The organism is Microbacterium sp. nov. GSS16, from assembly GCF_028198145.1.
Lineage (GTDB): Bacteria > Actinomycetota > Actinomycetes > Actinomycetales > Microbacteriaceae > Microbacterium.
On record NZ_CP116338.1, the window covers coordinates 1,070,340 to 1,091,571 of the forward strand.

The 21,232-nt window shown below is 69.3% G+C and carries 20 protein-coding genes; 12 read left to right on the forward strand and 8 right to left on the reverse strand.

The features are described from left to right. Positions 1-21: 21 nt before the first annotated feature. From PGB26_RS04980 to PGB26_RS04990, 3 genes are read right to left on the reverse strand one after another with little or no spacing between them, the layout of a single operon-like run. Positions 22-1,464: an MFS transporter gene (locus PGB26_RS04980; RefSeq protein WP_271639236.1), complete on the reverse strand. Its 1,443-nt coding sequence runs from the start codon at positions 1,462-1,464 to the stop codon at positions 22-24. Positions 1,465-1,509: 45 nt separating this feature from the next. Continuing rightward, positions 1,510-2,979 (reverse strand): peptide MFS transporter, encoded by a 1,470-nt coding sequence (locus PGB26_RS04985; protein ID WP_271639237.1) that lies wholly within the window; start codon positions 2,977-2,979, stop codon positions 1,510-1,512. A 42-nt stretch (positions 2,980-3,021) separates the two neighbouring features. Then, on the reverse strand, positions 3,022-3,810 hold the full coding sequence (locus tag PGB26_RS04990; protein ID WP_271639238.1) for a TspO/MBR family protein: 789 nt from the start codon (positions 3,808-3,810) through the stop codon (positions 3,022-3,024). 106 nt (positions 3,811-3,916) lie between these two features. Between PGB26_RS04990 and PGB26_RS04995 the strand changes: the two genes are divergently transcribed. The 3 genes from PGB26_RS04995 to PGB26_RS05005 all read left to right on the forward strand — a co-directional run bounded on the left by PGB26_RS04995 (position 3,917) and on the right by PGB26_RS05005 (position 7,052). Beyond that, on the forward strand, positions 3,917-4,606 hold the full coding sequence (locus PGB26_RS04995) for a GNAT family N-acetyltransferase (protein ID WP_442923015.1): 690 nt from the start codon (positions 3,917-3,919) through the stop codon (positions 4,604-4,606). A gap of 257 nt (positions 4,607-4,863) precedes the next feature. Then, a complete protein-coding gene (locus PGB26_RS05000; RefSeq protein WP_271639240.1) occupies positions 4,864-6,249 on the forward strand; it encodes a glycine--tRNA ligase in 1,386 nt (461 codons plus the stop codon). 122 nt (positions 6,250-6,371) lie between these two features. Next, positions 6,372-7,052 carry a hypothetical protein gene (locus tag PGB26_RS05005; RefSeq protein ID WP_271639241.1) on the forward strand — a complete coding sequence of 227 codons (681 nt, stop codon included), beginning with the start codon at positions 6,372-6,374 and terminating at the stop codon, positions 7,050-7,052. Between the two features lie 388 nt (positions 7,053-7,440). Here the strand turns inward: PGB26_RS05005 and PGB26_RS05010 are convergent, their stop codons facing one another. Next, the gene (locus PGB26_RS05010; protein WP_271639242.1) at positions 7,441-10,446 is read right to left on the reverse strand and encodes an alpha-mannosidase; all 3,006 of its coding nucleotides are present in this window, start codon (positions 10,444-10,446) and stop codon (positions 7,441-7,443) included. 288 nt (positions 10,447-10,734) lie between these two features. Between PGB26_RS05010 and PGB26_RS05015 the strand changes: the two genes are divergently transcribed. Continuing rightward, positions 10,735-11,208, forward strand: coding sequence for an adenylyltransferase/cytidyltransferase family protein (locus PGB26_RS05015; protein ID WP_271639243.1), 474 nt, complete (start codon positions 10,735-10,737; stop codon positions 11,206-11,208). Between the two features lie 157 nt (positions 11,209-11,365). Here the strand turns inward: PGB26_RS05015 and PGB26_RS05020 are convergent, their stop codons facing one another. Both PGB26_RS05020 and PGB26_RS05025 read right to left on the reverse strand, forming a co-directional pair. Beyond that, positions 11,366-11,791, reverse strand: a complete 426-nt coding sequence (locus tag PGB26_RS05020; RefSeq protein ID WP_271639244.1) for a DUF1801 domain-containing protein — start codon at positions 11,789-11,791, stop codon at positions 11,366-11,368. Beyond that, positions 11,788-12,360: an HhH-GPD-type base excision DNA repair protein gene (locus PGB26_RS05025; RefSeq protein ID WP_271639245.1), complete on the reverse strand. Its 573-nt coding sequence runs from the start codon at positions 12,358-12,360 to the stop codon at positions 11,788-11,790. Before PGB26_RS05025 ends, PGB26_RS05020 begins: the two co-directional genes overlap by 4 nt. 107 nt (positions 12,361-12,467) lie before the next feature. Between PGB26_RS05025 and PGB26_RS05030 the strand changes: the two genes are divergently transcribed. Next, complete coding sequence (locus tag PGB26_RS05030; RefSeq protein ID WP_271639246.1) at positions 12,468-13,130, forward strand: DUF3887 domain-containing protein; 663 nt, start codon at positions 12,468-12,470, stop codon at positions 13,128-13,130. Here the strand turns inward: PGB26_RS05030 and PGB26_RS05035 are convergent. Together PGB26_RS05035 and PGB26_RS05040 are read right to left on the reverse strand one after the other, a co-directional pair. After that, a complete protein-coding gene (locus PGB26_RS05035; protein ID WP_271639247.1) occupies positions 13,127-14,038 on the reverse strand; it encodes an oxygenase MpaB family protein in 912 nt (303 codons plus the stop codon). The genes PGB26_RS05030 and PGB26_RS05035 overlap by 4 nt on opposite strands. 49 nt (positions 14,039-14,087) lie before the next feature. Next, positions 14,088-15,365 carry a glutamyl-tRNA reductase gene (locus tag PGB26_RS05040; RefSeq protein ID WP_271639248.1) on the reverse strand — a complete coding sequence of 426 codons (1,278 nt, stop codon included), beginning with the start codon at positions 15,363-15,365 and terminating at the stop codon, positions 14,088-14,090. Between the two features lie 102 nt (positions 15,366-15,467). Here PGB26_RS05040 and hemE point away from each other — a divergent pair, with 102 nt between their 5' ends. The 7 genes from hemE (at position 15,468) to hemC (ending at position 21,222) form a co-directional block, all read left to right on the forward strand. Next, positions 15,468-16,481 carry a uroporphyrinogen decarboxylase gene (gene hemE, locus PGB26_RS05045; RefSeq protein ID WP_271639249.1) on the forward strand — a complete coding sequence of 338 codons (1,014 nt, stop codon included), beginning with the start codon at positions 15,468-15,470 and terminating at the stop codon, positions 16,479-16,481. 272 nt (positions 16,482-16,753) lie between these two features. Next, the gene (locus PGB26_RS05050) at positions 16,754-18,220 is read left to right on the forward strand and encodes a protoporphyrinogen/coproporphyrinogen oxidase (RefSeq protein WP_271639250.1); all 1,467 of its coding nucleotides are present in this window, start codon (positions 16,754-16,756) and stop codon (positions 18,218-18,220) included. A 138-nt stretch (positions 18,221-18,358) separates the two neighbouring features. Continuing rightward, on the forward strand, positions 18,359-18,772 hold the full coding sequence (locus PGB26_RS05055; RefSeq protein ID WP_271639251.1) for a hypothetical protein: 414 nt from the start codon (positions 18,359-18,361) through the stop codon (positions 18,770-18,772). Between the two features lie 3 nt (positions 18,773-18,775). After that, positions 18,776-19,186 carry a phage holin family protein gene (locus PGB26_RS05060; protein ID WP_271639252.1) on the forward strand — a complete coding sequence of 137 codons (411 nt, stop codon included), beginning with the start codon at positions 18,776-18,778 and terminating at the stop codon, positions 19,184-19,186. Next, positions 19,173-19,481 carry a hypothetical protein gene (locus tag PGB26_RS05065; RefSeq protein WP_271639253.1) on the forward strand — a complete coding sequence of 103 codons (309 nt, stop codon included), beginning with the start codon at positions 19,173-19,175 and terminating at the stop codon, positions 19,479-19,481. Before PGB26_RS05060 ends, PGB26_RS05065 begins: the two co-directional genes overlap by 14 nt. An 80-nt stretch (positions 19,482-19,561) precedes the next feature. Further along, a complete protein-coding gene (hemQ, locus tag PGB26_RS05070; RefSeq protein WP_271639254.1) occupies positions 19,562-20,239 on the forward strand; it encodes a hydrogen peroxide-dependent heme synthase in 678 nt (225 codons plus the stop codon). Beyond that, complete coding sequence (hemC, locus tag PGB26_RS05075) at positions 20,236-21,222, forward strand: hydroxymethylbilane synthase (RefSeq protein WP_271639255.1); 987 nt, start codon at positions 20,236-20,238, stop codon at positions 21,220-21,222. The genes hemQ and hemC overlap by 4 nt, the downstream gene beginning before the upstream one ends. The last annotated feature ends 10 nt before the right edge of the window (positions 21,223-21,232 follow it).

Genomic DNA, 21,232 nt, shown 5'->3' on the forward strand with positions numbered 1-21,232 from the left:
CGAGGTCAGGTGCTGCGCGGGTCAGCCGGGCAGCGACGGATGCGCTTCCGCGGCCGGATGCTTCGGGATCAGGAAGGTCAGCGCGAAGCCGATCGCGCCGGCGACGATCGACAGCCAGAAGCACACCTCGAAGGCCTCACGGGTGGGGATCGCCCGCCCACCGACCTCGATGCTCATCGCGGCGAGCACCGCGCCCATCACTGCCGATGCGGTGGAGGTGCCGACCGAGCGGAACAGGGCGTTCAGCCCGTTCGACGCGCCTGTCTCGTGCGCGGGGACGGCGCGCATGATGATCATCGGCATGGCGGCGAAGGCGAATCCGATGCCGATGCCGATGAGCACGTTCGCGACAACGAAGTGCCAGATCTCGGTCGACCAGATCAGCACGAACGCATATGACAGCACGATCGCGGCCGTTCCCACGGTGAAGAGCGGGCGCGGCCCGACGGTTCGCTCCAGCCATCCCGACAGCGGCGAGATGATCATCATCATGACGCCCGAGACGGCGACGATCATCGCGGCGGTGAACATGTCCAGGCCCAGCCCCGACCCGGTCTCGCGCGGCAGCTCGAGCATCTGGGGGAACGTGACGTTCGACGAGAAAAGCGCGAAGCCCATGCCGATCGCGGCGATGTTCGTGAAGAGCACCGCCGGTCGCGCTGCGACGCGCAGGTCGAGCAGGGGCTCCTTCGCCTTGAGCTGATACCAGCCCCATATGGCGAGCACCATGATGCCGGCGATCAGGCAGGCCAGCGCGAGGGGAGAGGTCCAGCCCCACTCCGCTCCGCGCGAAACGTACAGCAGCAAGCCGGTGAGGCCGGTGGCGAGGCCCAGCGCCCCGATGACGTCGAGGCGTCCGGGCGCGAGCAGCACGTCATCCGGAATCACGAGCGCCACCAGCACCAGCCCGACCACGCCGAGGGCGGCGGCGAGCCAGAACAGCCCGTGCCAGTCGGCGTTCTCGGCGACGAACGCCGCGACGGGCATCCCGACCGCCCCGCCGACACCCATGGTCGCGCTCATCAGGGCGACCGCGGTGCCGAGCCGTTGCGGCGGCAGCACGTCGCGCATGATGGCGATGCCCAACGGCACCACCCCGGTCGTCGCGCCCTGCAGAGCCCGACCGATGATCACACCGACGATCGACGATGACAGTGCGGCCACCACCGAGCCGATCGCGAGCAGCGCGAGCAGGGCGATCACGACACGGCGCTTGCCGTACATGTCGCCGAGCCGCCCGGATATCGGCGTCGCGACCGCGGCGACCAGCAGCGTGATCGTGACCACCCAGCTGGTGTCCTCGCGCGAGGCGTTCAGCAGGCTGGGTAGTTCGGCCTGCAGTGGCACGACGAGGGTGAACATGAACGCCGAGCACAGGCCCACGAAGGCCAGCACCGCGATGATCGCCCCGCGGGGAGAGGTGCGGGAGAGCCGCTTTCTCGCCCTGTCATCCGCACCGCCCACCGAAGAAGGCTACCGGCTCGCACAGACACCCGGACCGGATGCCGGTCAGCTGACGCCCTTCATGAGCTTCAGCACCGGCTTCACCGACACGAACAGCCCGACGCCGACCGCGATGGCGATCAGGCCGAGAACGGTGAAGTAGGGCACCTCGTCAGCCGGGTCGTAGAACTGCACGAGCCATCCCGAGATCGCCGTGCCCAGCGAGATCGAGAGGAAGAACAGCGCCACCATCTGGGTCTTGAACCGCGCGGGTGCGAGCTTGGTCGCCGCCGAGAGGCCGATGGGCGACAGCAGCAGCTCGGCGACGGTGAAGACGAACAGGATGCCGACGATCGCCAGCAGCGGGGTCGAGCCCTCGCCGCCGTTCGCGAACGGCAGGAACAGCAGGAAGGCGCCGCCCATGAGCGCGGTGCCCAGGGCGAACTTCACCGGGGTAGACGGCTGCCGGGTGCCGAGGCGGGTCCACAGCGCGGCGAAGACCCCCGAGAAGATGATGATGAACACCGGGTTGATCGACTGCACCCACGACACCGGCATCTCCAGCCCGAAGATCGAGCGGTCGAGGCGCTTGTCGCTGTACACCGTCAGCACGGTGAACTGCTGCTGGTAGAGCGACCAGAAGGCGACGCTCGTGATGAACAGCGGAACGAATGCCCACACCCGCGAGCGCTCTGTGGCATTGACGTGCGGGCTCGCGAGGATCACCGCGAAATAGGCGATCGTCGCTCCCAGAGCGCACACGATCACGATGCCCGCGAGGTTGTCGGCGCGGATCACGCCGGTGAGCACCAGCACGGCGATCACGACGATGGCGCCGACTGCGCTGCCGCCGAACAGCGGGTAGCGGCTGCGGGGGAGAGGATTCGGCACCTCGTGTGCGGCGGCCGGCAGCTCCTTGCGGCCGAAGCTGTACTGGATGAGGCCGGCGGTCATCCCGACCGCGGCGAGCCCGAAGCCCCAATGGAATCCGACCGACTTCTGCAGCAGGCCGGTGAGCAGCGGACCGAAAAACGAGCCGAGGTTGATGCCGAGGTAGAAGAGCGAGAACCCGGCATCCCGCCGGGTGTCGTCCTCCGAGTACAGTGTGCCGACGACCGCCGTCGCGTTCGCCTTCAGTCCGCCGGAGCCGAGGGCGACGAGCACCAGGCCGACCGCCACCCCGGCGATGCCGGGGATGAGCGCCAGCGCCAGGTGCCCCGCGACGATCACGATCGCACTGCCGAACAGCACGCGCTCCGAGCCGAACAGGCGGTCGGCGAGCCACGCCCCCAGAATGGTCGAGAGATAGACCGAGCCGCCGTATGCGCCCACGATGCCGCCGGCGACCGCCTCGTCGAGTCCCAGCCCGCCCTTGGTGACGCTGAAGTACAGGTAGATCAGCAGGATGCCCTGCATGCCGTAGAAGCTGAACCGCTCCCACATCTCGACGCCGAACAGGTGGGCCAGGGCCCGTGGCTGACCGAGGAACTGCTTCTGGGGCGAGCTGCTGTCGGTCGCGGATTCTGGGGAAGGCATCCACCCAGATTACGCTCGCGCCCGTTCGGGCACCGGGGCTCGTCAGCGCACTGGGCGCCGTGCTCGCAGCAGTCCGACCACTCCGGCGACGAGGATCGCCGCGGCCACGACCAGAGCAGTGACCCCGATCGGCGTGCTCTCCGGCTCGCCGCTCAGCCGTCCGATCGCCGCCCACACCAGACCCCACGAGGTGGCCAGAGCGGGAGCGAGGCGGCGAGTGACGAATGCGCTCGCCGCACCGATGACGGCGACCACGACCAGGACGCCGATGCCCCAGGCATCCGCCTGCTTGGCCAGATCGGCCGGAAGCGTCTGCGTCAGCCATGCCGCAGTGTTCGCGACCGTCGCGATCGTCACCCAGCCGAAGTGCAGGCCCTGCACGCCGTCGAACAGGGTCAGCTCGAGCGGGCCGGATGCCCGGTCGCGTCCGAGCAGGACGATGATGCGCGCCAGCACGGCGAGCAGCGCGGCGATGACGATCACGGTGGCCACGAGGTTCAGGTAGCGGGCGGTCACCAGCCAGAGACCGTTGAGCACCATCGAAGCCGCCACCCACCAGCCGACCGCACGCTGGCGGGTGCTGTCGCGCTGCCCTGGCAGGGCCTGCCAGATCGTGTACGCCGCCAGCCCAAGGTAGATGACCGACCAGATCGCGAACGCCGGCCCCGCCGGCGCGAGGTACGAGCCCTCAGCCGACAGCGCGCCGTTCTGCAGCTCCGCCACCGACTCTCCGCCGAATGCGCCACCGCCGACGGCCGCTCCGATCAGCATGAGCACCGCCGCGGCGATGACGGTCGACTGCCTCACGATGTCGCGTCCGGTGCTGTTCATGGCCACGACCATACTCGTCGTAGGCGAGCAGCTAGCCAGGGTTGACAAGTCCGAGGGCGGCGGCGACGCCTTCCCGGCCCGTCGAGCGCCCCGGTACGCTGGCATGGTGCGCACGATTCGAGATCTCGACACCGTTGAACTGATCATCGACGCCCAGGAACTGCTGGACTCGATCCGTGGCGAGAACCGCGTCATCGACGCCGGCACCCTGCGGGCCCTGCAGCACTCGGGCAACTACGTCGTCGGGCTCTTCGACGACAGTGAGGGCGCAGAGCGGATGGTGGGCGCCTCGATCGCCTTCTTCGGTGAGCCCGCACGGCGCACCATGCACTCGCACATCACCGCGCTGCTGCCCGAGTATCGGGGACGCGGCTGGGGGCGCGAGCTCAAGGAGCACCAGCGGCAGTGGGCGTTCTCGCGAGAGGTCGGGCGCATCACCTGGACCTACGATCCGCTCGTCGCCCGCAACGCGCACTTCTTCCTCACGGTGCTCGGGGCGCGGGTCAGCGGCTACTCGGTGAACCGCTACGGCATCTTCGGCGGCGGTGACGCGGGAGATGAGAGCGACCGGCTCGACGTGGAGTGGGCGCTGGCCGACATCGCCAAGCCGCCGGCATCCGACGCCGTGGTCGCCACTCTCGAGATCCCCTCCGACGTCGAGGCGATGCGGGTCAGCGATCCCGACGCCGCACACGAATGGCGTCTGCGCCTGCGTGGCGGGATGGAGGAGCTGCTGGGCCGGGGATTGCGCATCGCCGGCTTCGACGACGAGCGCGGCTACCTGTTCACCGAGTAGGCCTATCCACCTCGAGCCCACCTTCTCTCGACGTCGGGGAAGGATTCAAGAAGAGGCGGGCGGCAGCACGAAGGCATCGACGTAGAACGCCCTCGTCCTGACGACATCCGCCACTGCGAGGGTGATGAAGCTCACGCGCTGGTCCATGGTCTCAGAATGGCACCGGCCGCAGACATGCCGGAAGAGCGTCGCGGGTAGGATTGGGATGCCCGTATTCACGGGCTTCTCACCCGCAGCATCCGACCATTGGAGCCACCGTGGCCGAACAGTCCCGTCTTGACAAGGTCATCGCCCTCGCCCGCCATCGCGGGTTCGTGTTCCAGGCGGGTGAGATCTACGGCGGTTCGCGTTCGGCATGGGACTACGGCCCTCTCGGCACCGAGCTGAAGGAGAACATCCGCCGGCAGTGGTGGCAGACGTTCGTGCGCGGCCGCGGCGACATGGTGGGCCTCGACTCGTCGATCATCCTGCCCAAGCGCGTGTGGGAGGCGTCGGGTCACGTCGCCACCTTCAGCGACCCGCTGGTCGAGTGCCTGCAGTGCCACAAGCGGCATCGCGAAGACCACCTCGTCGAGGCGTTCGTTGCGAAGAAGGGTCGTCAGCCCGAGAACGGCATGGCCGACATCGTCTGCCCCGACTGCGGCACGCGCGGCAAGTGGACCGAGCCGAAGTCTTTCTCGGGTCTGGTCAAGACCTACCTCGGCGTCGTCGACGACGAGTCGGGCCTGCACTACATGCGTCCCGAGACGGCGCAGGGCATCTTCGTGAACTTCTCGAACGTGCTCACCGCCTCGCGCAAGAAGCCGCCCTTCGGCATCGGTCAGGTCGGCAAGGCATTCCGCAACGAGATCACCCCGGGCAACTTCATCTTCCGCACCCGCGAGTTCGAGCAGATGGAGATCGAGTACTTCGTGCCGCCGGCTGAGGCGAACGAGTGGTTCGAGCACTGGGTCGAAGCGTGCTGGAACTGGTTCATCGACCTCGGCATCGACGCCGACAACATCCGCCGGTTCGACGTGCCCGAAGACGACCGCGCTCACTACTCCGCCGGCACCATCGACGTCGAGTACCGCTTCGGCTTCCAGGGCTCGGAGTGGGGCGAGCTGATGGGTGTCGCGAACCGCACCGACTACGACCTCTCCAGCCACTCCGAGGCCTCCGGTCAGTCGCTGACCTACTTCGACCAGGCATCCGGAGAGCGCTACACGCCCTACGTGATCGAGCCGTCCTTCGGCCTCACCCGAGCGATGATGGCGTTCCTCGTCGACGCGTACGAGGAGGAGGAGGTGCCGAACGCTAAGGGCGGCACCGACACCCGCACGGTACTCAAGCTCGACCCCCGCCTGGCGCCCGTCAAGGTCGCCGTGCTGCCGCTGTCGCGCAACGAGCGTCTGTCGCCGCTGGCGCGCGAAGTTGCCGCCACCCTGCGCGGCAACTGGACCGTCGACTTCGATGACGCCGGCGCCATCGGCCGCCGCTACCGGCGTCAGGACGAGATCGGCACCCCGTTCTGCGTCACCGTCGACTTCGACTCGCTCGATGACAGCGCCGTGACGGTTCGCGACCGCGACACCATGGGTCAGGAGCGCGTGCCGCTGCAGAACCTCGAGGCGTACCTCGCGGAGCGCCTGCGCGGCGCCTGATGCGACGGTGACCTGAGCCCCGATTCCGACGATCGGAATCGGGGCTTCGTCATGAGGGAGGGCTGCTCGTCACCTGTGGATAGCGTGCACGAGGTGCGGGTCGACGCCGTAGCGTCGCGTCCATGGTTCACGAATCGCAGAAGACGAGGGATGCCCGATTCGATGCCGCTCGGCTGCGGACGGTCATCGGGCTGGGGCTCATCCTGCTCGTGTGCGGCACCGTGGCCCTGTTCCTCGAGATCGACATGCAGGACTTCCTGCTGGGAATCGGAGCGCTCACGGCGGCGATCGTCGTCGCCGCGGGGGTGGGTCCTCATGCGTCGCTCATCGGCACGCGCTCGCTGCCACGGGTCTCGCTCATCGTGGTGGGCGCATCGTTCCTCCTGCTGACACCCGTGGTCTTCCTGCTGTCGGGCATCGTGATGACGATCTCCATGGCGACGGGAGCGAGCAGCGCGGTGGCCTCGCAGGTCGTGCTGCTGGGTGGAGCCGCCATCGCAGCGGCCCCGGTGCTGCTGTGCGCCGTCTTCGCCGGCATGGATCTCGCCGTGGGCGGGCGCGTCCCCGCGCCGTGGGGATGGCTGGCGTTGCCCGCACTGGTGCTGAGCGTCGTGGCGATCGCGATCAAAGCGGGCATCGCGGCAGCCTCGCTGATGGCCTGGATGGCGCCCTGGACCGATCTGTACCGCACGCTCACCGCGCTGCAGGCGATCGGTGCGATCGTGCTGGGCAGCGTGAGTCTCATCTTCGCCGCGTGGGCGTCGTCGGTGAGCGCCGCGGACGGTGATCTTCGCGCCGGCTGACCGGGCCGGTGACTGCGCGGCAGAGTCACCGGCCCGGCGCGCGAACGGGTCCCTCCGGATGATTCGGAGGGACCCGTTGTCGATCAGCGTGTGATCAGAAGTCTTCGCCTTCGGCCTGCGACGGGTGGCGGTCGAACCAGTACGGGCGGCCGATGTGCAGCAGGGCGTCGGTGTCGATGAGGTCGTTCTCGCGGTCCATTGTGCGGCTCCTTCGCGCGTGACGGATGGGATCTGCATCCAGCATCCGGCATGGTTCGACACTCTTTAATGAGAACGCAGGAGAAAGAAGCAGCAAAATTACGCCGCTCGTTAAGGCTCCAGGGGGAGGAGCCTCTTCGACGATCTCTGCTCGGCGGCGTGCGAACGCCTCCGATCGGGTGCGCGCTCGTCAGGCCCGGGCGATCCGCAGCGTGCGCACCTCGAACGGCTTGAGCGCCAGCTCGCCGCTGGTGCGGGCGCCGTCGAGCTCATCTTCGATCAGAGAGACCTCGCGGATGCCCGAATACTCGAATGCCACGGACAGGGCACCGGTCGTACGGCGGCCGAGTGACTCGTAGACCCGCACGATCACATCGCCCGAGCGGTCGTCGGCGAGCTTCACCGCCGAGATGACGATGCCTCTGCCGGTCACCGCGACCAGCGGCTCGACCTCGTTCGCGCCGCGCACGAGGGTCGCCGGAGCGTTGAGTTCGATGCCCTTGGCGGTGGCGATCTCGGCATCCGCTCCGATCACCAAGCCCACCTCGATCTGGTGGTGACCGTGGTCGGTGTCGGGATCGGGGAAGCGCGGGGCGCGCAGCAGCGACAGCCGAACGGTCGTCGTGACGTCGTCGCCCTCGACCTCTCGGGACGTGTCGTAGCCGTAGATCGAGTCGTTCACCAGGGCGACGCCGAATCCGTCGTCCTCCTGGGCGAGCACGAAGCGGTGCATCGACGTCTCGAACTTCGCCGCCTCCCAGCTCGTGTTCACGTGCGTGACTCGGCGCTGGAATCCGAACTGGGTCTCGGCGAGCGTCTCGCGGGCGAAGATGTCGAGCGGGAAGGCGAGCTTGAGGAGCTTCTCGGTCTCGTTCCAATCGATGTCGTTGCGCAGGTGCACCGTGCGCGACCCGGCGGGCAGGATGATCGTCTGCGCGATGGTCGACTGCGAGAACTCGCGGGTGACCTTCACGACCGCGGCGCCATCGACGACCGATGCCGAGAGCGACGAGACGGCCGTCAGGTCGTCGACGCGGTTCTTGTAGTACCGGTCGATGTCCCAGGCGTCCCACATGTTCGGGAAGTCCTGGTGCAGCTGGAACAGGTTCGCGGGCTTGCCGGCGGCGATCACCTCGCGCCCGGTGGCCTTGTCGATGGCCGAGGTGATCAGACCCTCGGGCGAGATGATGACGACGACGAGGTCGTTCGACAGTGCGAATGAGCCATCGGCGCGCTCGGTCAGCTGCGTTTCGACGCGCTTCGCCTGCTCGACGACCGGGGTGTGCGTCGCGCCGAGGGCGCGCCCACCGCCGACCGAGGTCGGGGTGAACACGAGCGTGCGATCACCGTCGCCCGCGAGCGCCTGGCGGGCCGCAGCCGACAGCTCCTCGGCATCCGCCAGCACCTGCGAGAGCACCTCGACTGCTTCGCGGTGCACCCACGCGATCGACGTGCCGGGCAGGATGTCGTGGAACTCGTGCAGCAGCACGAGCTGCCACAGCCGGTCGAACTGCTCGAAGTCGTACTCGGCGCCCAGCCGCACGGCGGCGGTCGCCGCCCACAGCTCGGCCTCGATGAGCGCCTGCTCGGCCCGGCGGTGCAGCGCCTTGGTGGCGTGCTGGCTGGTGAGCGTGCCGCGGTGCAGCTCGAGGTACAGCTCGCCGACCCAAACGGCCGGGTCGGTCAGCTCGGCCTTGGCGTCGTCGAAGAAGGCATCCGGATGCTTCCATTCCACCTTCGCCGAGCCCTCGAGATCGGCCAGGCGTGCGGCCTTGCCGGTCATCTCGCGGGTCGTGCCGCCGCCGCCGTCGCCCCAGCCGACCGGGGCGATCGACATGGTCGCGACCCGATTCTCCTTGAACTGGCGGGAGGCCTTCGCCATCTCTATGCCCGAGAGCTGGGAGTTGTAGGTGTCCATCGGCGGGAAGTGCGTGAAGACGCGCGACCCGTCGATGCCCTCCCACAGGAAGCTGTGGTGCGGGAAGACGTTGCGCTGATTCCACGAGATCTTCTGCGTGAAGAACCATTCGAAGCCCGCACGGCGCATCAGCTGCGGCAGCGCCGGGGAGTAGCCGAAGCTATCGGGCAGCCAGACGCCCTTCGATCGGATGCCGAACTCGCGCTCGAAGAATCGCTGACCGTGCGAGAACTGGCGCACGAGTGACTCGCCGGCGGGCATCACCGTGTCGGATTCGACCCACATCCCGCCGAGCGGCAGGAAGCGGCCGTCGGCGACCGCGGCGCGCACGCGCTCGAAGACCTCGGGACGGTGCTGCTTGATCCACGCGTACTGCTGCGCGCTCGACATGCCGTAGAGGAAGTCGGGCTGCTCGTCGATGAGCGCGGTCATCGACGACGTGGTGCGGGCCACCTTGCGGATGGTCTCGCGCACCGGCCACAGCCACGCCGAGTCGATGTGCGCATGACCGATCGCGGCGATGCGGTGCGCACTCGCGTCGGCGGGGGAGGCGAGCACCTCGGCCAGCTGCGCGCGGGCGTCACCCGCGGTCTCGACGATGCGCTGCAGGTCGAGCACGTCGAGCGCGTTGTCGAGGGCCTGCAGAATGCGCATGCGCCGTGGGCTCGTCTCGGGCAGCTCGGCCTGCAGCTCGATCAGCACCTCGAGGTCGAGCGAGAGGTCGAACACCTCGGGCTCGAACACCGCGAGGTCCATGTGGCGCACCCGGTACAGCGGCTCGGGCGAGGAGGTGCGGATGTCTCCCTCCTGGGTGGGCAGGAAGGGGTGGTAGTCGAGCAGCACGGGGTTGGCGGCGGCTTCGAGGAAGAGCTCGACCGGATGCCCGGCGACGGCCTCGACCGGGACCCACTGGTTGCGGGGGTTGATGCTCTTCACCGGTGTGCCGTCGGGGCGGTAGACGAGAGCCTCGCACTGGAACCCCGGCATGTTGATGTCGAAGCCGAGATCGATGAGCGCTTCGACCCTCTTGCCGCTCCATTCGGCGGAAACCTCCCCGCGCAGACGGAACCAGGTTGTGCCCCAGGCCGGCCCCCACATGCTGCCCGCGGTGAACGGCTGGAAGTCGAGGGCGAGTCCCTCGGCGGACGCGATCGGCTCGCCGGGCAGATGGTGCGCGGCGATCTCGAGCGGCACCCGGGCCGAATGGACGGCCGGGCGGACGCGCTCGGCAAGCACCCGGTTGACGCGTCCTACGGTGAGGGAACTGTCATCGTGCATCGGGGTCCTTGCGGTGGGATCGTCTCGCTCAGGTGCGAGAGCCAGGGATGCATCCAGTTCGTGGATGGCGTGTGGTTCGCCCCGAAGCGGAGCGGCGCCGAAGCCGCAGCGGTGGCGGACATCGCTGTCCTTCCTTCATGGCGGTTCAGGGGGTGGGCGCCGTGTCGGCGCTCGCCTGACGAGCGTATCCCACGGCCGAACGGCGCCCAGGGGCGACGAGGGGCGTGCGTGCGCGTTTACCCGTGTCGCGTCGCAATAGAATCTTCTGAAGCCATACGGAAGGACGCCATGAGCGAGACCGTCAAGAAGCACCAGGACTACAACCCCGGGCCGCGGGTGGGGATCACCTTCTCCACCTTCGATCTGCTGCACGCCGGGCACATCATGATGCTGGCCGAGGCGAAGCGGCAGTGCGACTACCTCATCTGCGGGCTGCAGATGGACCCGACGCTCGACCGCCCCGAGAAGAACGCTCCGACGCAGACGGTCGTCGAGCGGTACATCCAGCTTCGCGGCTGCGAGTACGTCGACGAGATCGTCCCGTATTCCACCGAGCAGGACCTCGAAGACATCCTCCGCTCGTTCAAGATCGACGTGCGCATCGTCGGCGACGAGTACGAGGAACGCGACTTCACCGGCCGCAGCTACTGCGAAGAGGCCGGGATCGAGCTGTACTTCAACAGCCGCGAGCACCGCTTCTCGAGCTCGGGCCTGCGCAAGATCGTCGCCGCTAAGGAAGCCGAGCGCCTCGCGCGCGGCTGAAGGAACCCGACCGGCGCTCACCCCGATAAGGTGACCGCATGATCGAAGTGACCGAGGCCGCTGATGCGACCCGGTCGCGCCGACGCACCTGGATGACCGGCGGCGCGCTGTTCTTGGTCTCCGACGGCCACGGGCGCTTCGCGCGGCGGGCTTGCCGTCAGCTCACAACGGTGAGCTGCATCCCCTCGCTGCCCCCGGACTCCGCCCAGGCGAGCGAGCGGGTCAAGATTTCGCGCAGAACATCGAGGTCGATCTGCTCGAGGTCTTTGATGTACAGGCATCCGGCGCCCGTCGTGTGCGGGCCGAGCTGCGCCAGTGCGTCGGCGTGAGCGTCGACGCCGTCGAGCAGGTAGATGGTCGTCGCCGCCTTGCGTGGGGCGAAGGCGAGCAGACCGGTGTCGCCCTCGGTACCGGTGGGGTAGTGGTAGTGCACTTGGCCGAATCCGATGATCGTGCCCCAGGTGGCGGGAGTGCGGCCGGAGATCTCCTGCATCAGAGCAGTCAGGGTCTCGGCATCCCGTCGTCGGATCGCCGGAGCAGAACGCGCGATCAGGGCCGCGACGTCGTCGCCGGTCGGCTTCACTTCGCCGCCTTCGCGGCCGCCTTCATGGCCTTCTTGTGCTCGCGCACCTTCGTTAGCGACTCGGGCGAGACGATGTCGGCGACGCTGCGGAATGCATCCGGTTCACCGTAGGGAGCGGATGCCTCGCGCCAGCCCGCACCGGTGAAGCCGTACTGCTTGCCGAGCAGTGCGAGGAAGATCTTCGCCTTCTGCTCGCCGAATCCGGGCAGCTTCTTCAGCCGCTTCAGCACCTCGGCGCCATCCGGGTCGCCTTCGGTCCAGAGCGCCGCGGCGTTCCCGCCCCACTCGTCGACGAGCGTCTGGCAGAGCGTCTGCACCCGGGCTGCCATCGAGCCCGGGAAGCGGTGCACGGCCGGCGTCTGCTTGAACGCCTCGAGAAAGGCATCCGGATCCATCCCCGCGATCGCGGCGGCGTCAGCAGCTCCGGTGCGCTGCTCGATCTTGAGCGGGCCGGCGAACGCCGTCTCCATCGGCACCTGCTGGTCGAGCAGCATCCCGACCAGCAGCGCGAGCGGATTGTTCGTGAGCAGGTCGTCGGCGGCGGTGTCTCCGGTGATGTGAAGGGCCATGTCTCCAGTGTGGCATTCCCGCACTGCCCGCATGGATCGGCTGTCCCAGCCTTGTGCATGTAAACCATGGGTTGACGAGCATGCCAACTGTCTCTATGGTTTGAGAGATGGTCGATCAGTTCCCGGGTGATGGGATTCCGTTGTCCGCACTCGCGGCAATGGTCGAGGAGGCACGAGCGGTTGGCGTCCCGGTCGATGACGCCGCTGCGATCCGGCAAGCCGATCAACTGGTGCGTCGGTCGCAGGCACGGCTCGTCGACCTCGTCGTCGCGACGCGTGCCGCCGGGGTCTCGTGGCAGGCGATCGGCGATGCGCTCGGCGTGAGCCGACAAGCCGCGTTCAAGCGGTTCGGAGGTGCGGTTGCGCGCCCCCAGAAGGAGACGGAGATGGGTGAGCAGATGATCGACCTCATGGATCGAACTCGCGCGGTGTTCGAACGCCTGGATGCGGGCGACTACGAAGCAGTGCGAACGCAGATGACCTATACCTGCGCTCGCATGCTCAGCAAGCGGAAGATCGAGGGAGTGTGGAATCAGGTCGTCGCCGAGACAGGACGGCTCGAGTCGTCCAGTGACCTCACGGTGCAGACTCCCGACGGCGCGAACGCGCTCAACAAGTTCGCCAACAGGGTGCTCGCGAGCGGCGCCATCGTACAGGCGACACTGCGTCACGAGGCGGGCGAATGGATCGGCCGGGTCGCCTACAACGGTTCTGGCAAGATCACCGGTCTCTTGATCGCGCCTCCGGGATCCCGCGACCTGCCGTTCTAGGCGGCCTCGCCGGCACGACGCGCGGCGGTCAGGCGGGTGAGCCGGCGCCGCGCGAAGTCCTGCGCGCGAGGCCCTGAGCCGAGCGATCTCTCGGCCACGGCGAGCACGATTCGAGTCGCGGTGACGACCGGGAGAACACTGCGATGAACACCCAGCATGCGGCGGTAGGGACGGGGGATCGTGGCCACGGCCGCCGCGAACAGCACGCGGTAGGCGATGCCCATGGTGCCGGTGAACGGCGGGCGTCGCAGGAACGCCACGACGTCGCGGGTGCGTTCGTCTGCGCGCAGCTCGCCGCGCTCGAGGAATCCGCGCAGTCGCTTCCGCAGCTCCGCCTCGCTCGTGGGCGGATCCGGCACCCGCATCAGGCGCCCGGCGATCGCCCATTCGGCGACATACGCGTCTGCCCCGCCCGGAATCGGCCCTCCCCACACCTCATGCGCCGTCAGGAACGCGTCGGCGAAGGCGAGGTGCACCCATTCGACGAGGTCCGCGGAGGAGGCGCTGTACTCTCGCTCCGTCCCGTCTCCGGCGGTGTACTCGCCGGTGACTCTGCGGTGCAGTCGAGCCACTCGCCCCGTCTCGCGCTCCGCCTGCTCGCGCGACCCGTAGGTCACGCTCAGCACCCACCGCACCGTGCCGTTGAGGCGGGAGATGGGGTCTTCGCGGTAGCGCGAGAAGTCGTGCACGCCCGCCATCGCGCCCGGATGCAGAGCTTGGATCAGCAGTGCCCGGATGCCGGCGACCAGCGTGCCCATGCCCGCGTGCACCGTCCAGGCCGCGCCGCCGTCGACGAACCAGCCGTCGTCATCGCCTTCGGCGAGGTCGCGCACCCACCTCGGCGTCCCATCCGGGTCGCCACTGAGCGCGGTGAGCAGTCGCGCTCGCAGGGGTGTGCGCTGCGTCATGCTCCCAGCGTCGCATGCCTGGCGCGATCCGGCGCCGATGAAGGCGTGATCAGGCGGATGCTGCGTCTGAGGCGGTGCTCGACTCGGCCGACAGGCCGTACAGCGCCTCGAGCGCCGCATGGAACTCGTCCGCGCGACCCTCGGCGGCGAGCTCGTGGGCACGCGTGGTCGGAGTGTGCAGCAGAACGCCGGCGAGGTGGCGCATAGCCTGCTCGACGCGGCCGTTCTCGTCGCCGCGCCGTCGCGCGCGTTCGATCTCCGCCTCCAGCAGACCGAAGATGTGCGTGCGCAGCGCCACGACCGCGGGGGTCACGCTCTGACGCGAGCCGTCGAGATGGAAGCTCTCCGCCGCTTCGCGTACGACATGACGGGCGGCGTCGGTGGCATGCAGCTCCTCGAGCGGGGCGTGCAGGCGGATGGTCTCGAGGTCGAGCAGTGCGACGCCCTCGAGCTGGGCGACGGCGGGATCGACGTTGCGCGGCATCCCGAGGTCGATGACGAGCTGCGACTGGGGGTGAGCCCCTGAGGTCGTCGACAGGCATCCCGCGGCGGCGCCGGGCTGGCGGTCGAACTGGGCCGGCCCCAGCACCATCTCGGCGGAGGTGCAGGTGATCAGCAGCGACGCGTGCTGCGCGACGCTCGCGTAATCGGCGATGGCGACCGGACGGATGCCGTGCTTCTGGGCGAACGGCACAGCGCGGCCCGACGGCGAGTAGACCGAGATGTCGACGGCGCCGCGCTCGCGCAGCGACGCGAGAGTGACGGCGGCGTACGAACCGGTGCCGACGAGCAGCACGCGCTCGGCGCTCCAGTCGGCGATGCGGCTGTCGGCGAGCTCGAGCGACAGGCGCACGAGCGAGCGACCGGCGCGGTGCAGGGCGGTGACGTTCTTGACCTTCCGCTGCGCCTGGCTCGCGCGCTGGAACAGACGCTCGAGCTGCGGCGAGGTGGTGCCCTGCTCGCGGGCGCCGCTGAGAGCGCGGCGGACCTGTCCGGCGATCTCGCCCTCACCCGACACGACCGACTCCAGGCCCGATGCGACGGCGAACAGGTGCTCGGCGACATGCGGGTCGTCGACGACCTGGTATGAGCCGTCGAGGTCGGCGGAGGGGATGCCGGTGGCCTGCGCGACCGTCTCGATCACCGCCTCCGAGTCCACCTCCTCGGCCTCGACGTAGGCTTCGAATCGGTTGCAGGTGGCGAGCACGACGGCTCCCTGCACGCCGGCAGCCATCAGGCTGGGGGCGACGGTCTCGGGCTGGCGGCTGAGGCGTTCGAGCAGTTCGAAAGAGGCGGTCTTGTGACTCGCCGTCACGCAGAGCAGCACGAGTCGAGTGTACGCCGCGCAGCTGTGGGTGGCATCCAAGGAGGACCTAACCCGAGTTCCAGCCCCGGCGCACGCATAGGCGCGCGGTGCGAGGATGGCGGCATGAGTGATCTGCTGCGCGCGCTCGCCGGCGAGACCCCCGAGCGCACCCCTGTCTGGTTCATGCGTCAGGCCGGGCGGTCGCTGCCCGAGTACCGCGAGCTGCGCGTCGGCACGCGGATGCTGGACGCCTGTCTCACCCCCGACATGGCATCCGAGATCACCCTGCAGCCGGTGCGCCGGCACAAGGTCGACGCGGCGGTGTTCTTCAGTGACATCGTCATCCCGCTGCGCCTGGCCGGCGTCGACGTCGAGATCGAGCCCGGCCGGGGCCCGGTCTTCGCCGACCCCGTGCGCACCGCCGACGACGTCGCCCGCATCACGCAGATCGACCCCGCCGACCTCGACGGCACCGCGGTCGCCGAGGCCGTGCGTATGACCGTCGCCGAGCTGGGCGAGACGCCGCTGATCGGCTTCGCCGGGGCGCCGTTCACCCTGGCCGCCTACCTGATCGAGGGCGGCCCTTCGAAGGAGCACCTGCGTGCCCGGGCCATGATGCACGCCGACCCCGAGGCGTGGAACGCGCTGGCCGGCTGGCTCTCGCGCATCTCGCGTCGCTTCCTCGAGATCCAGCGCGACGCCGGAGCCTCGGTCGTGCAGCTCTTCGACTCGTGGGCCGGTTCCCTCAGCACAGCCGACTACCGAACGCACATCGCCCGGCACTCGAAGGCGGCGCTCGAGGGGATCGGCCTGCCGAGCATCCACTTCGGCGTCGGCACCGGACCGTTCCTCGCCGACATGCGCCTGGACGGCGTTGCTGACGCCGTCGGCGTCGACTGGCGGATGCCGCTCGACGAGGCGATCGGCATCGTCGGATCCGACACCGCCGTGCAGGGCAACATCGACCCCGCGATGCTTCAGGCCCCGTGGCCGGTGCTCGAGGCCCACGTGCGCGACGTGATCGCCCGCGGCCGCGGCGCGAAGGGGCACATCCTCAACCTCGGTCACGGCGTGCCGCCCGAGACCGACCCCGACCAGCTCACGCGGATCGTGCAGCTCGCCCACGGCGAGCTCTGACTCCGGCGCGCAGGACTCTCCCACCGATGGGTCCGGCGCGAGGAGCCAGATGTCGGCGTACGGCAGCGGATGAGCGGCATTCGGCTCCCCGACACCGGGATGGTCGCCGCCCGGGCTGCAGGCCGGCGACGTGCAGCCTGTCCAGGAGCCAGATGCCGCTGAAGTCGCGCAGATGACGGACGTTCGGCTCCTCGGCAGGAGCAGCCGAACGTCTCCGGGTCTCGTGGAGTCACCGGCATCCGGCGCATAGGTCCCGGTGGAAGAATCGAGGCATGAGCTCCGAGCACTCCCCGGCCCTCGCCGCGCGCGCCGCGCAGCAGCACATCGTCATCATCGGCGGCGGCATCGGCGGTCTGGTCGCCGCTCGGGAGTGCGCGAAGGTGGGCATGCGGGTGACGCTGCTGGAGGCATCCGGGGCGCTGGGCGGAAGCATCCGCTCCGTCGAACTCGACGGCATCACCGTCGACGCGGGAGCCGAGAGCTTCGCGACGCGCGGCGGTCACGTGAAGGCGCTCGTCGACGAGCTGGGCCTCGCCGACGCGGTGGTTCCCCCGCAGGGCGGTGGCGCGTGGCTGAGCGGCATCCCGGATGCCCCCGACGCGCCCCTTCCCAAGGGCAGCCTGCTGGGCATCCCGGCCAACCCGTTCCAAGACGACGTGCGCCGCATCATCGGCTGGCGCGGCGCCTGGCGGGCGTATCTCGACCGCCTCCGCCCGCCGCTGACCATCGGGCACGAGCGCAGCCTCGGCAAGCTGGTCGGCTCGCGTATGGGTGCGCGTGTGCGCGACAGGCTCGTGGCGCCTGTCACTGCGGGCGTCTACTCCGCCGACCCCGACGACGTCGACACCGACGTCGCCGCGCCAGGGCTCAACGCCGCGCTCACGCGCATCGGATCGCTGACCGGAGCGGTCGGCCTGCTCGCGGCCGAGCGCAAGGGCACAGCGCCCGGGTCGGCGGTGCTCGGGCTCGTCGGCGGCATGGGCCGGCTCGTCGAGGCGCTGCGCGCCGACCTCCTCGCGTACGGGGTCGAGATCCGCACCGGCGCCCGCGTCACCCATCTCGAGCGCGAGCGTGCGGAATGGAGTGTCGAGATCGCTCCGTCGCTCGAAGAGGGGGCGGATGCCGATGCCGCAGCCCCCCTGCGCGCCACCGGAGTCATCGTCGCGACAGCCGAGCCGTCGGCGCGCCCCCTCATCGACGCGCACGTCTCGGGCCTCGCCGAGGTCGGGGACGCACCTGAGATCGAGATCGTGACGCTGCTGCTCGACGCACCCGAACTCGACGCCGCGCCCCGCGGCAGCGGCGTGCTCACGGTGCCGGGCAGCCACATCGCCAAGGCCCTCACCCACTCCACGGTCAAATGGGGCTGGCTGCGCGATGCGGCGGGTGGACGTCACGTCGTACGCGTGTCGTTCGGCAGCCAGGGCGAGGCTGCGGCGACGGCCGCCCTCGATGACGACGCGGCTGCCGCGCTCGCGCTGTCGGAGGCATCCGCCCTGCTCGGCGTTCCGCTGCGCCCGGCGCAGCTGGTCGCCGCGCACCGCGCCCGGTACGTGCAGGCTCAGCCCACCTCGCTCATCGGCGCGACCGAGCGGCGGGCGGCCGTACGCGCTGCCGTGGTCGCCGCCCCGGGCCTCGGCATCGTGGGCGCGTGGGTCGCCGGCACCGGGCTCGCCCAGGTGATTCCGGATGCGGTCGCCGAAGCCGATCGGCTGCGTGCGAGCCTGCTCTGGGACTGAGCGGACGCTGCGCGGCGACTGTTCGGGCGCCGTGCTGATACATCGAACCGGGCCGCGGCGCAAGGGCAGATGCCGAACGAGGAATATGTGGTTACGCTGGAGCGCGGAAGTGGCCGCAACCAACGTCAGGAGGCCCTCATGAAGGGGAAGATCGGACTCGTCATCGGACTCGGCGCAGGCTACGTCCTCGGCAGTCGAGCAGGACGCGAGCGCTACGAGCAGATCAAGACGCAGTGGCTCAAGGTGTGGAACCTCGATCCCGTGCAGGAGCAGGTCTCCCGCGTGCAGGACTTCGCCAAGTCGCAGGCCGCCGCGGTTCCCGGTGCCGTCTGGACCGGTGCGGTCAAGGTCGTCAAGGCCGTCTCGAAGTCGGGCACCACCCCCGGGGAGAAGCTCGACGGTGCGATCGACGCGACCAAGGACGCCGCCGAGAAGGTCGCAGACGCCAAGGAATCGCACGACTCGACCTCGCACGACTCGGCCTCGGGCGGCACGATGCCTCCCGCCAAGCCGGTCGGCTCCGAGGGCACCACGCCCAAGAACAAGGGGTGACGGATGCTCCGCGGATACCGCGACCGCGCCGATGACAGCCTGCTGACCCTGCTCGGGGATCTTCCCGAGCTGGTGCGCAACCTCGTCACGGCCGAGATCAACGCCGCGAAGGCGTGGATCTCTCGCACGGCGAAGGATGCCGGCATGGGCAGCCTGTGGTTCGTCATCGTGCTGTTCCTACTGTTCTGGGCGATCCCGGTGCTGCTGGCATTCGGCATCATCGGGCTGAGCTCATGGTGGCCCGCCTGGCTCTCCGCCCTCGCCGTGTTCGGTTTCCTGCTCGTCTTCATCGTCATCTTCGCCCTGCTCGGACTGGCACGCTTCCGCAAGGTGATGAAGCGCGAGAATCCGGGCCAGGCCGTCGCCACCGATGTGCGCATCATCAAGGGAGACCCCGCCAATGAGCGATCTTGAGAAGACGTCGCTGCCCAACGCCGCCCTCACCACCACCGAGGTTCCCCGCACGGTCGTGCCGGCGGGGATCACCGATCCGGTGGCCTCTGCCCGCGCCGAGCTGCGAGCAGCGCTCGCCGCGATCGAGATCAGGGGCAACTTCCCCCGCCGTATCGAGAAGGCGACGGACCGTGGCATCGTGCGTGCACGGGCGTTCGCCCATCGCAACCCGGCGGGCGCCGGGGCTGTCGTCGTGGTGGCGGCGGCGGCCGTCGGCAGCCTCGTGTGGGTGATCGCCCGCGCGATCTCGCGCTGAGACCCGCCACGCCGCTCTGAGAACGCGCGCCGGCGCCGCCCGGTTCGCCGCCTTCGCTGAGAAGGGGGCAGACTGGAGGCATGCCCGAAACGCGCGATGACAACCCGTCCGGATTCACCCTGTGGGCCGTCTGGGGCAGAAACCCCGACGCGCCGGCGATCGAGACCGATGAGAGCGAGCTCGAAGTGCTCGTCGGCCACATCGAGAGCTCTGGGGTCAGCGTCCGAGGGTTCTACGACGTCAGCGGCCTCAAGGCCGACGCCGACCTCATGGTGTGGCTGCACGGCGACACCGTCGAAGAGCTGCAGCGCGCGCTGCGCCGCCTGCGTCGCACCGACCTGCTGCGCAACCTGCTGCCGGTGTGGAACGTCATGGGCGTGCATCGCGACGCGGAGTTCAACCGCGCGCACGTACCCGGCTTCCTCCGCGGAGTCGAGCCGAAGCAGTGGCTATGCCTCTACCCGTTCGTGCGCACGCCGGAGTGGTACCTGATCGAGGAGTCCGAGCGTCGCAAGATGCTCGCCGATCACGGACGCAAGGGGGCCGCTTTCACCGGCGTGATCGCGAACACGGTCGCGGCCTTCGCGCTCGGCGACTACGAGTGGCTGCTGCCCCTCGAGTCCGATTCGCCGACCGAGCTCGTCGACCTCATGCGCGACCTGCGCTACACCGAGGCCCGTCGCTACGTGAAGGAGGAGGTGCCCTTCTACACCGGGCGCCGCCTGCGTCTCGACGAGATCGCCGAAGTGCTTCAGTGAGCACGCAGGCACCCATCCGGCTCGGCACCCGGCGCAGCGCGCTCGCCCAGGCGCAGTCCGGTCACGTCGCCGACGCGCTCGCCGCCGTCGCCGGTCGTCCGGTCGAGCTCGTGCCGATCGTCTCGGAGGGCGACACGAACCGCGCATCCCTGTCGGAGATCGGCGGCACCGGCATCTTCGCCAACCGTCTGCGCGAGGCGCTGATCGCGGGGGAGTGCGACATCCTCGTGCACTCCCTGAAAGATCTGCCCACTGCCGTGCCCGCCGAACTGGTCATCGCGGCGACGCCGCGTCGGGCGGATGCCAGGGACGTGGTCATCACGCGCGGCGGCACGCCCCTGCACGAGCTGCGCCACGGCAGCACCGTGGGCACCGGCTCGCCGCGCCGCATCGCTCAGGTGCGGCGCCGAGCGCCGCACGCCGAGGTCGTCGACATCCGTGGCAACGTCGACTCCCGTCTCGAGCGGGTCTCGTCGGGTGAGCTGGACGCCGTGATCCTCGCCGCTGCCGGTCTCACCCGCCTCGGCTCGGAGACGGCGCTGCGCCGCGAGGAGCTGGGCCTGACCGAATGGCCGACCGCGCCCGGGCAGGGGGCGCTGGCTGTGGAGACCACGGCCGATGCCCCGGCAGAACTGCTCGATGCGCTCGCACGACTCGATGATCTCGACACCCGCATCGCGGTGACGGTCGAGCGAGCCGTGCTCGCCGGACTCGACGCCGGATGCCAGGCGCCCATGGCAGCCCACGCGGTCGTCACGGGAGACAGCATCCGTCTGCGCGCCGTCGTGTACGAACCCGGCGGCGGACGCCGAATCGGGCTGGACGTCTCCGAGTCCCTGAACAGGGGGTATATTCGACGGAACGGCAGCGGCAACGGAGCGGATGCTGCCGATGGTGCAGACCCGATGCGCACGGCTCGTGAGCTCGGCGAATCTGCGGCCCATCGGCTGCTCGAACAGGGAGCGGCCGACCTCCTCCCCTGAGAGTGATCGA

What these genes read in the sequence shown, in the direction of transcription:
- PGB26_RS05035 (WP_271639247.1), bottom strand. Translation starts at nt 14,038, where the DNA reads ATGACGCAGCGCACACCCCTGCGAGCGCGACTGCTCACCGCGCTCAGT.
- PGB26_RS04990 (WP_271639238.1), bottom strand. Translation starts at nt 3,810, where the DNA reads ATGAACAGCACCGGACGCGACATCGTGAGGCAGTCGACCGTCATCGCC.
- PGB26_RS05065 (WP_271639253.1), top strand. Translation starts at nt 19,173, where the DNA reads ATGAGCGATCTTGAGAAGACGTCGCTGCCCAACGCCGCCCTCACCACC.
- PGB26_RS05015 (WP_271639243.1), top strand. Translation starts at nt 10,735, where the DNA reads ATGAGCGAGACCGTCAAGAAGCACCAGGACTACAACCCCGGGCCGCGG.
- hemE (WP_271639249.1), top strand. Translation starts at nt 15,468, where the DNA reads ATGAGTGATCTGCTGCGCGCGCTCGCCGGCGAGACCCCCGAGCGCACC.
- PGB26_RS05055 (WP_271639251.1), top strand. Translation starts at nt 18,359, where the DNA reads ATGAAGGGGAAGATCGGACTCGTCATCGGACTCGGCGCAGGCTACGTC.
- PGB26_RS05010 (WP_271639242.1), bottom strand. Translation starts at nt 10,446, where the DNA reads ATGCACGATGACAGTTCCCTCACCGTAGGACGCGTCAACCGGGTGCTT.
- PGB26_RS05025 (WP_271639245.1), bottom strand. Translation starts at nt 12,360, where the DNA reads ATGGCCCTTCACATCACCGGAGACACCGCCGCCGACGACCTGCTCACG.
- PGB26_RS04985 (WP_271639237.1), bottom strand. Translation starts at nt 2,979, where the DNA reads ATGCCTTCCCCAGAATCCGCGACCGACAGCAGCTCGCCCCAGAAGCAG.
- PGB26_RS05030 (WP_271639246.1), top strand. Translation starts at nt 12,468, where the DNA reads ATGGTCGATCAGTTCCCGGGTGATGGGATTCCGTTGTCCGCACTCGCG.
- PGB26_RS05060 (WP_271639252.1), top strand. Translation starts at nt 18,776, where the DNA reads ATGCTCCGCGGATACCGCGACCGCGCCGATGACAGCCTGCTGACCCTG.
- PGB26_RS05005 (WP_271639241.1), top strand. Translation starts at nt 6,372, where the DNA reads ATGGTTCACGAATCGCAGAAGACGAGGGATGCCCGATTCGATGCCGCT.
- hemQ (WP_271639254.1), top strand. Translation starts at nt 19,562, where the DNA reads ATGCCCGAAACGCGCGATGACAACCCGTCCGGATTCACCCTGTGGGCC.
- PGB26_RS05050 (WP_271639250.1), top strand. Translation starts at nt 16,754, where the DNA reads ATGAGCTCCGAGCACTCCCCGGCCCTCGCCGCGCGCGCCGCGCAGCAG.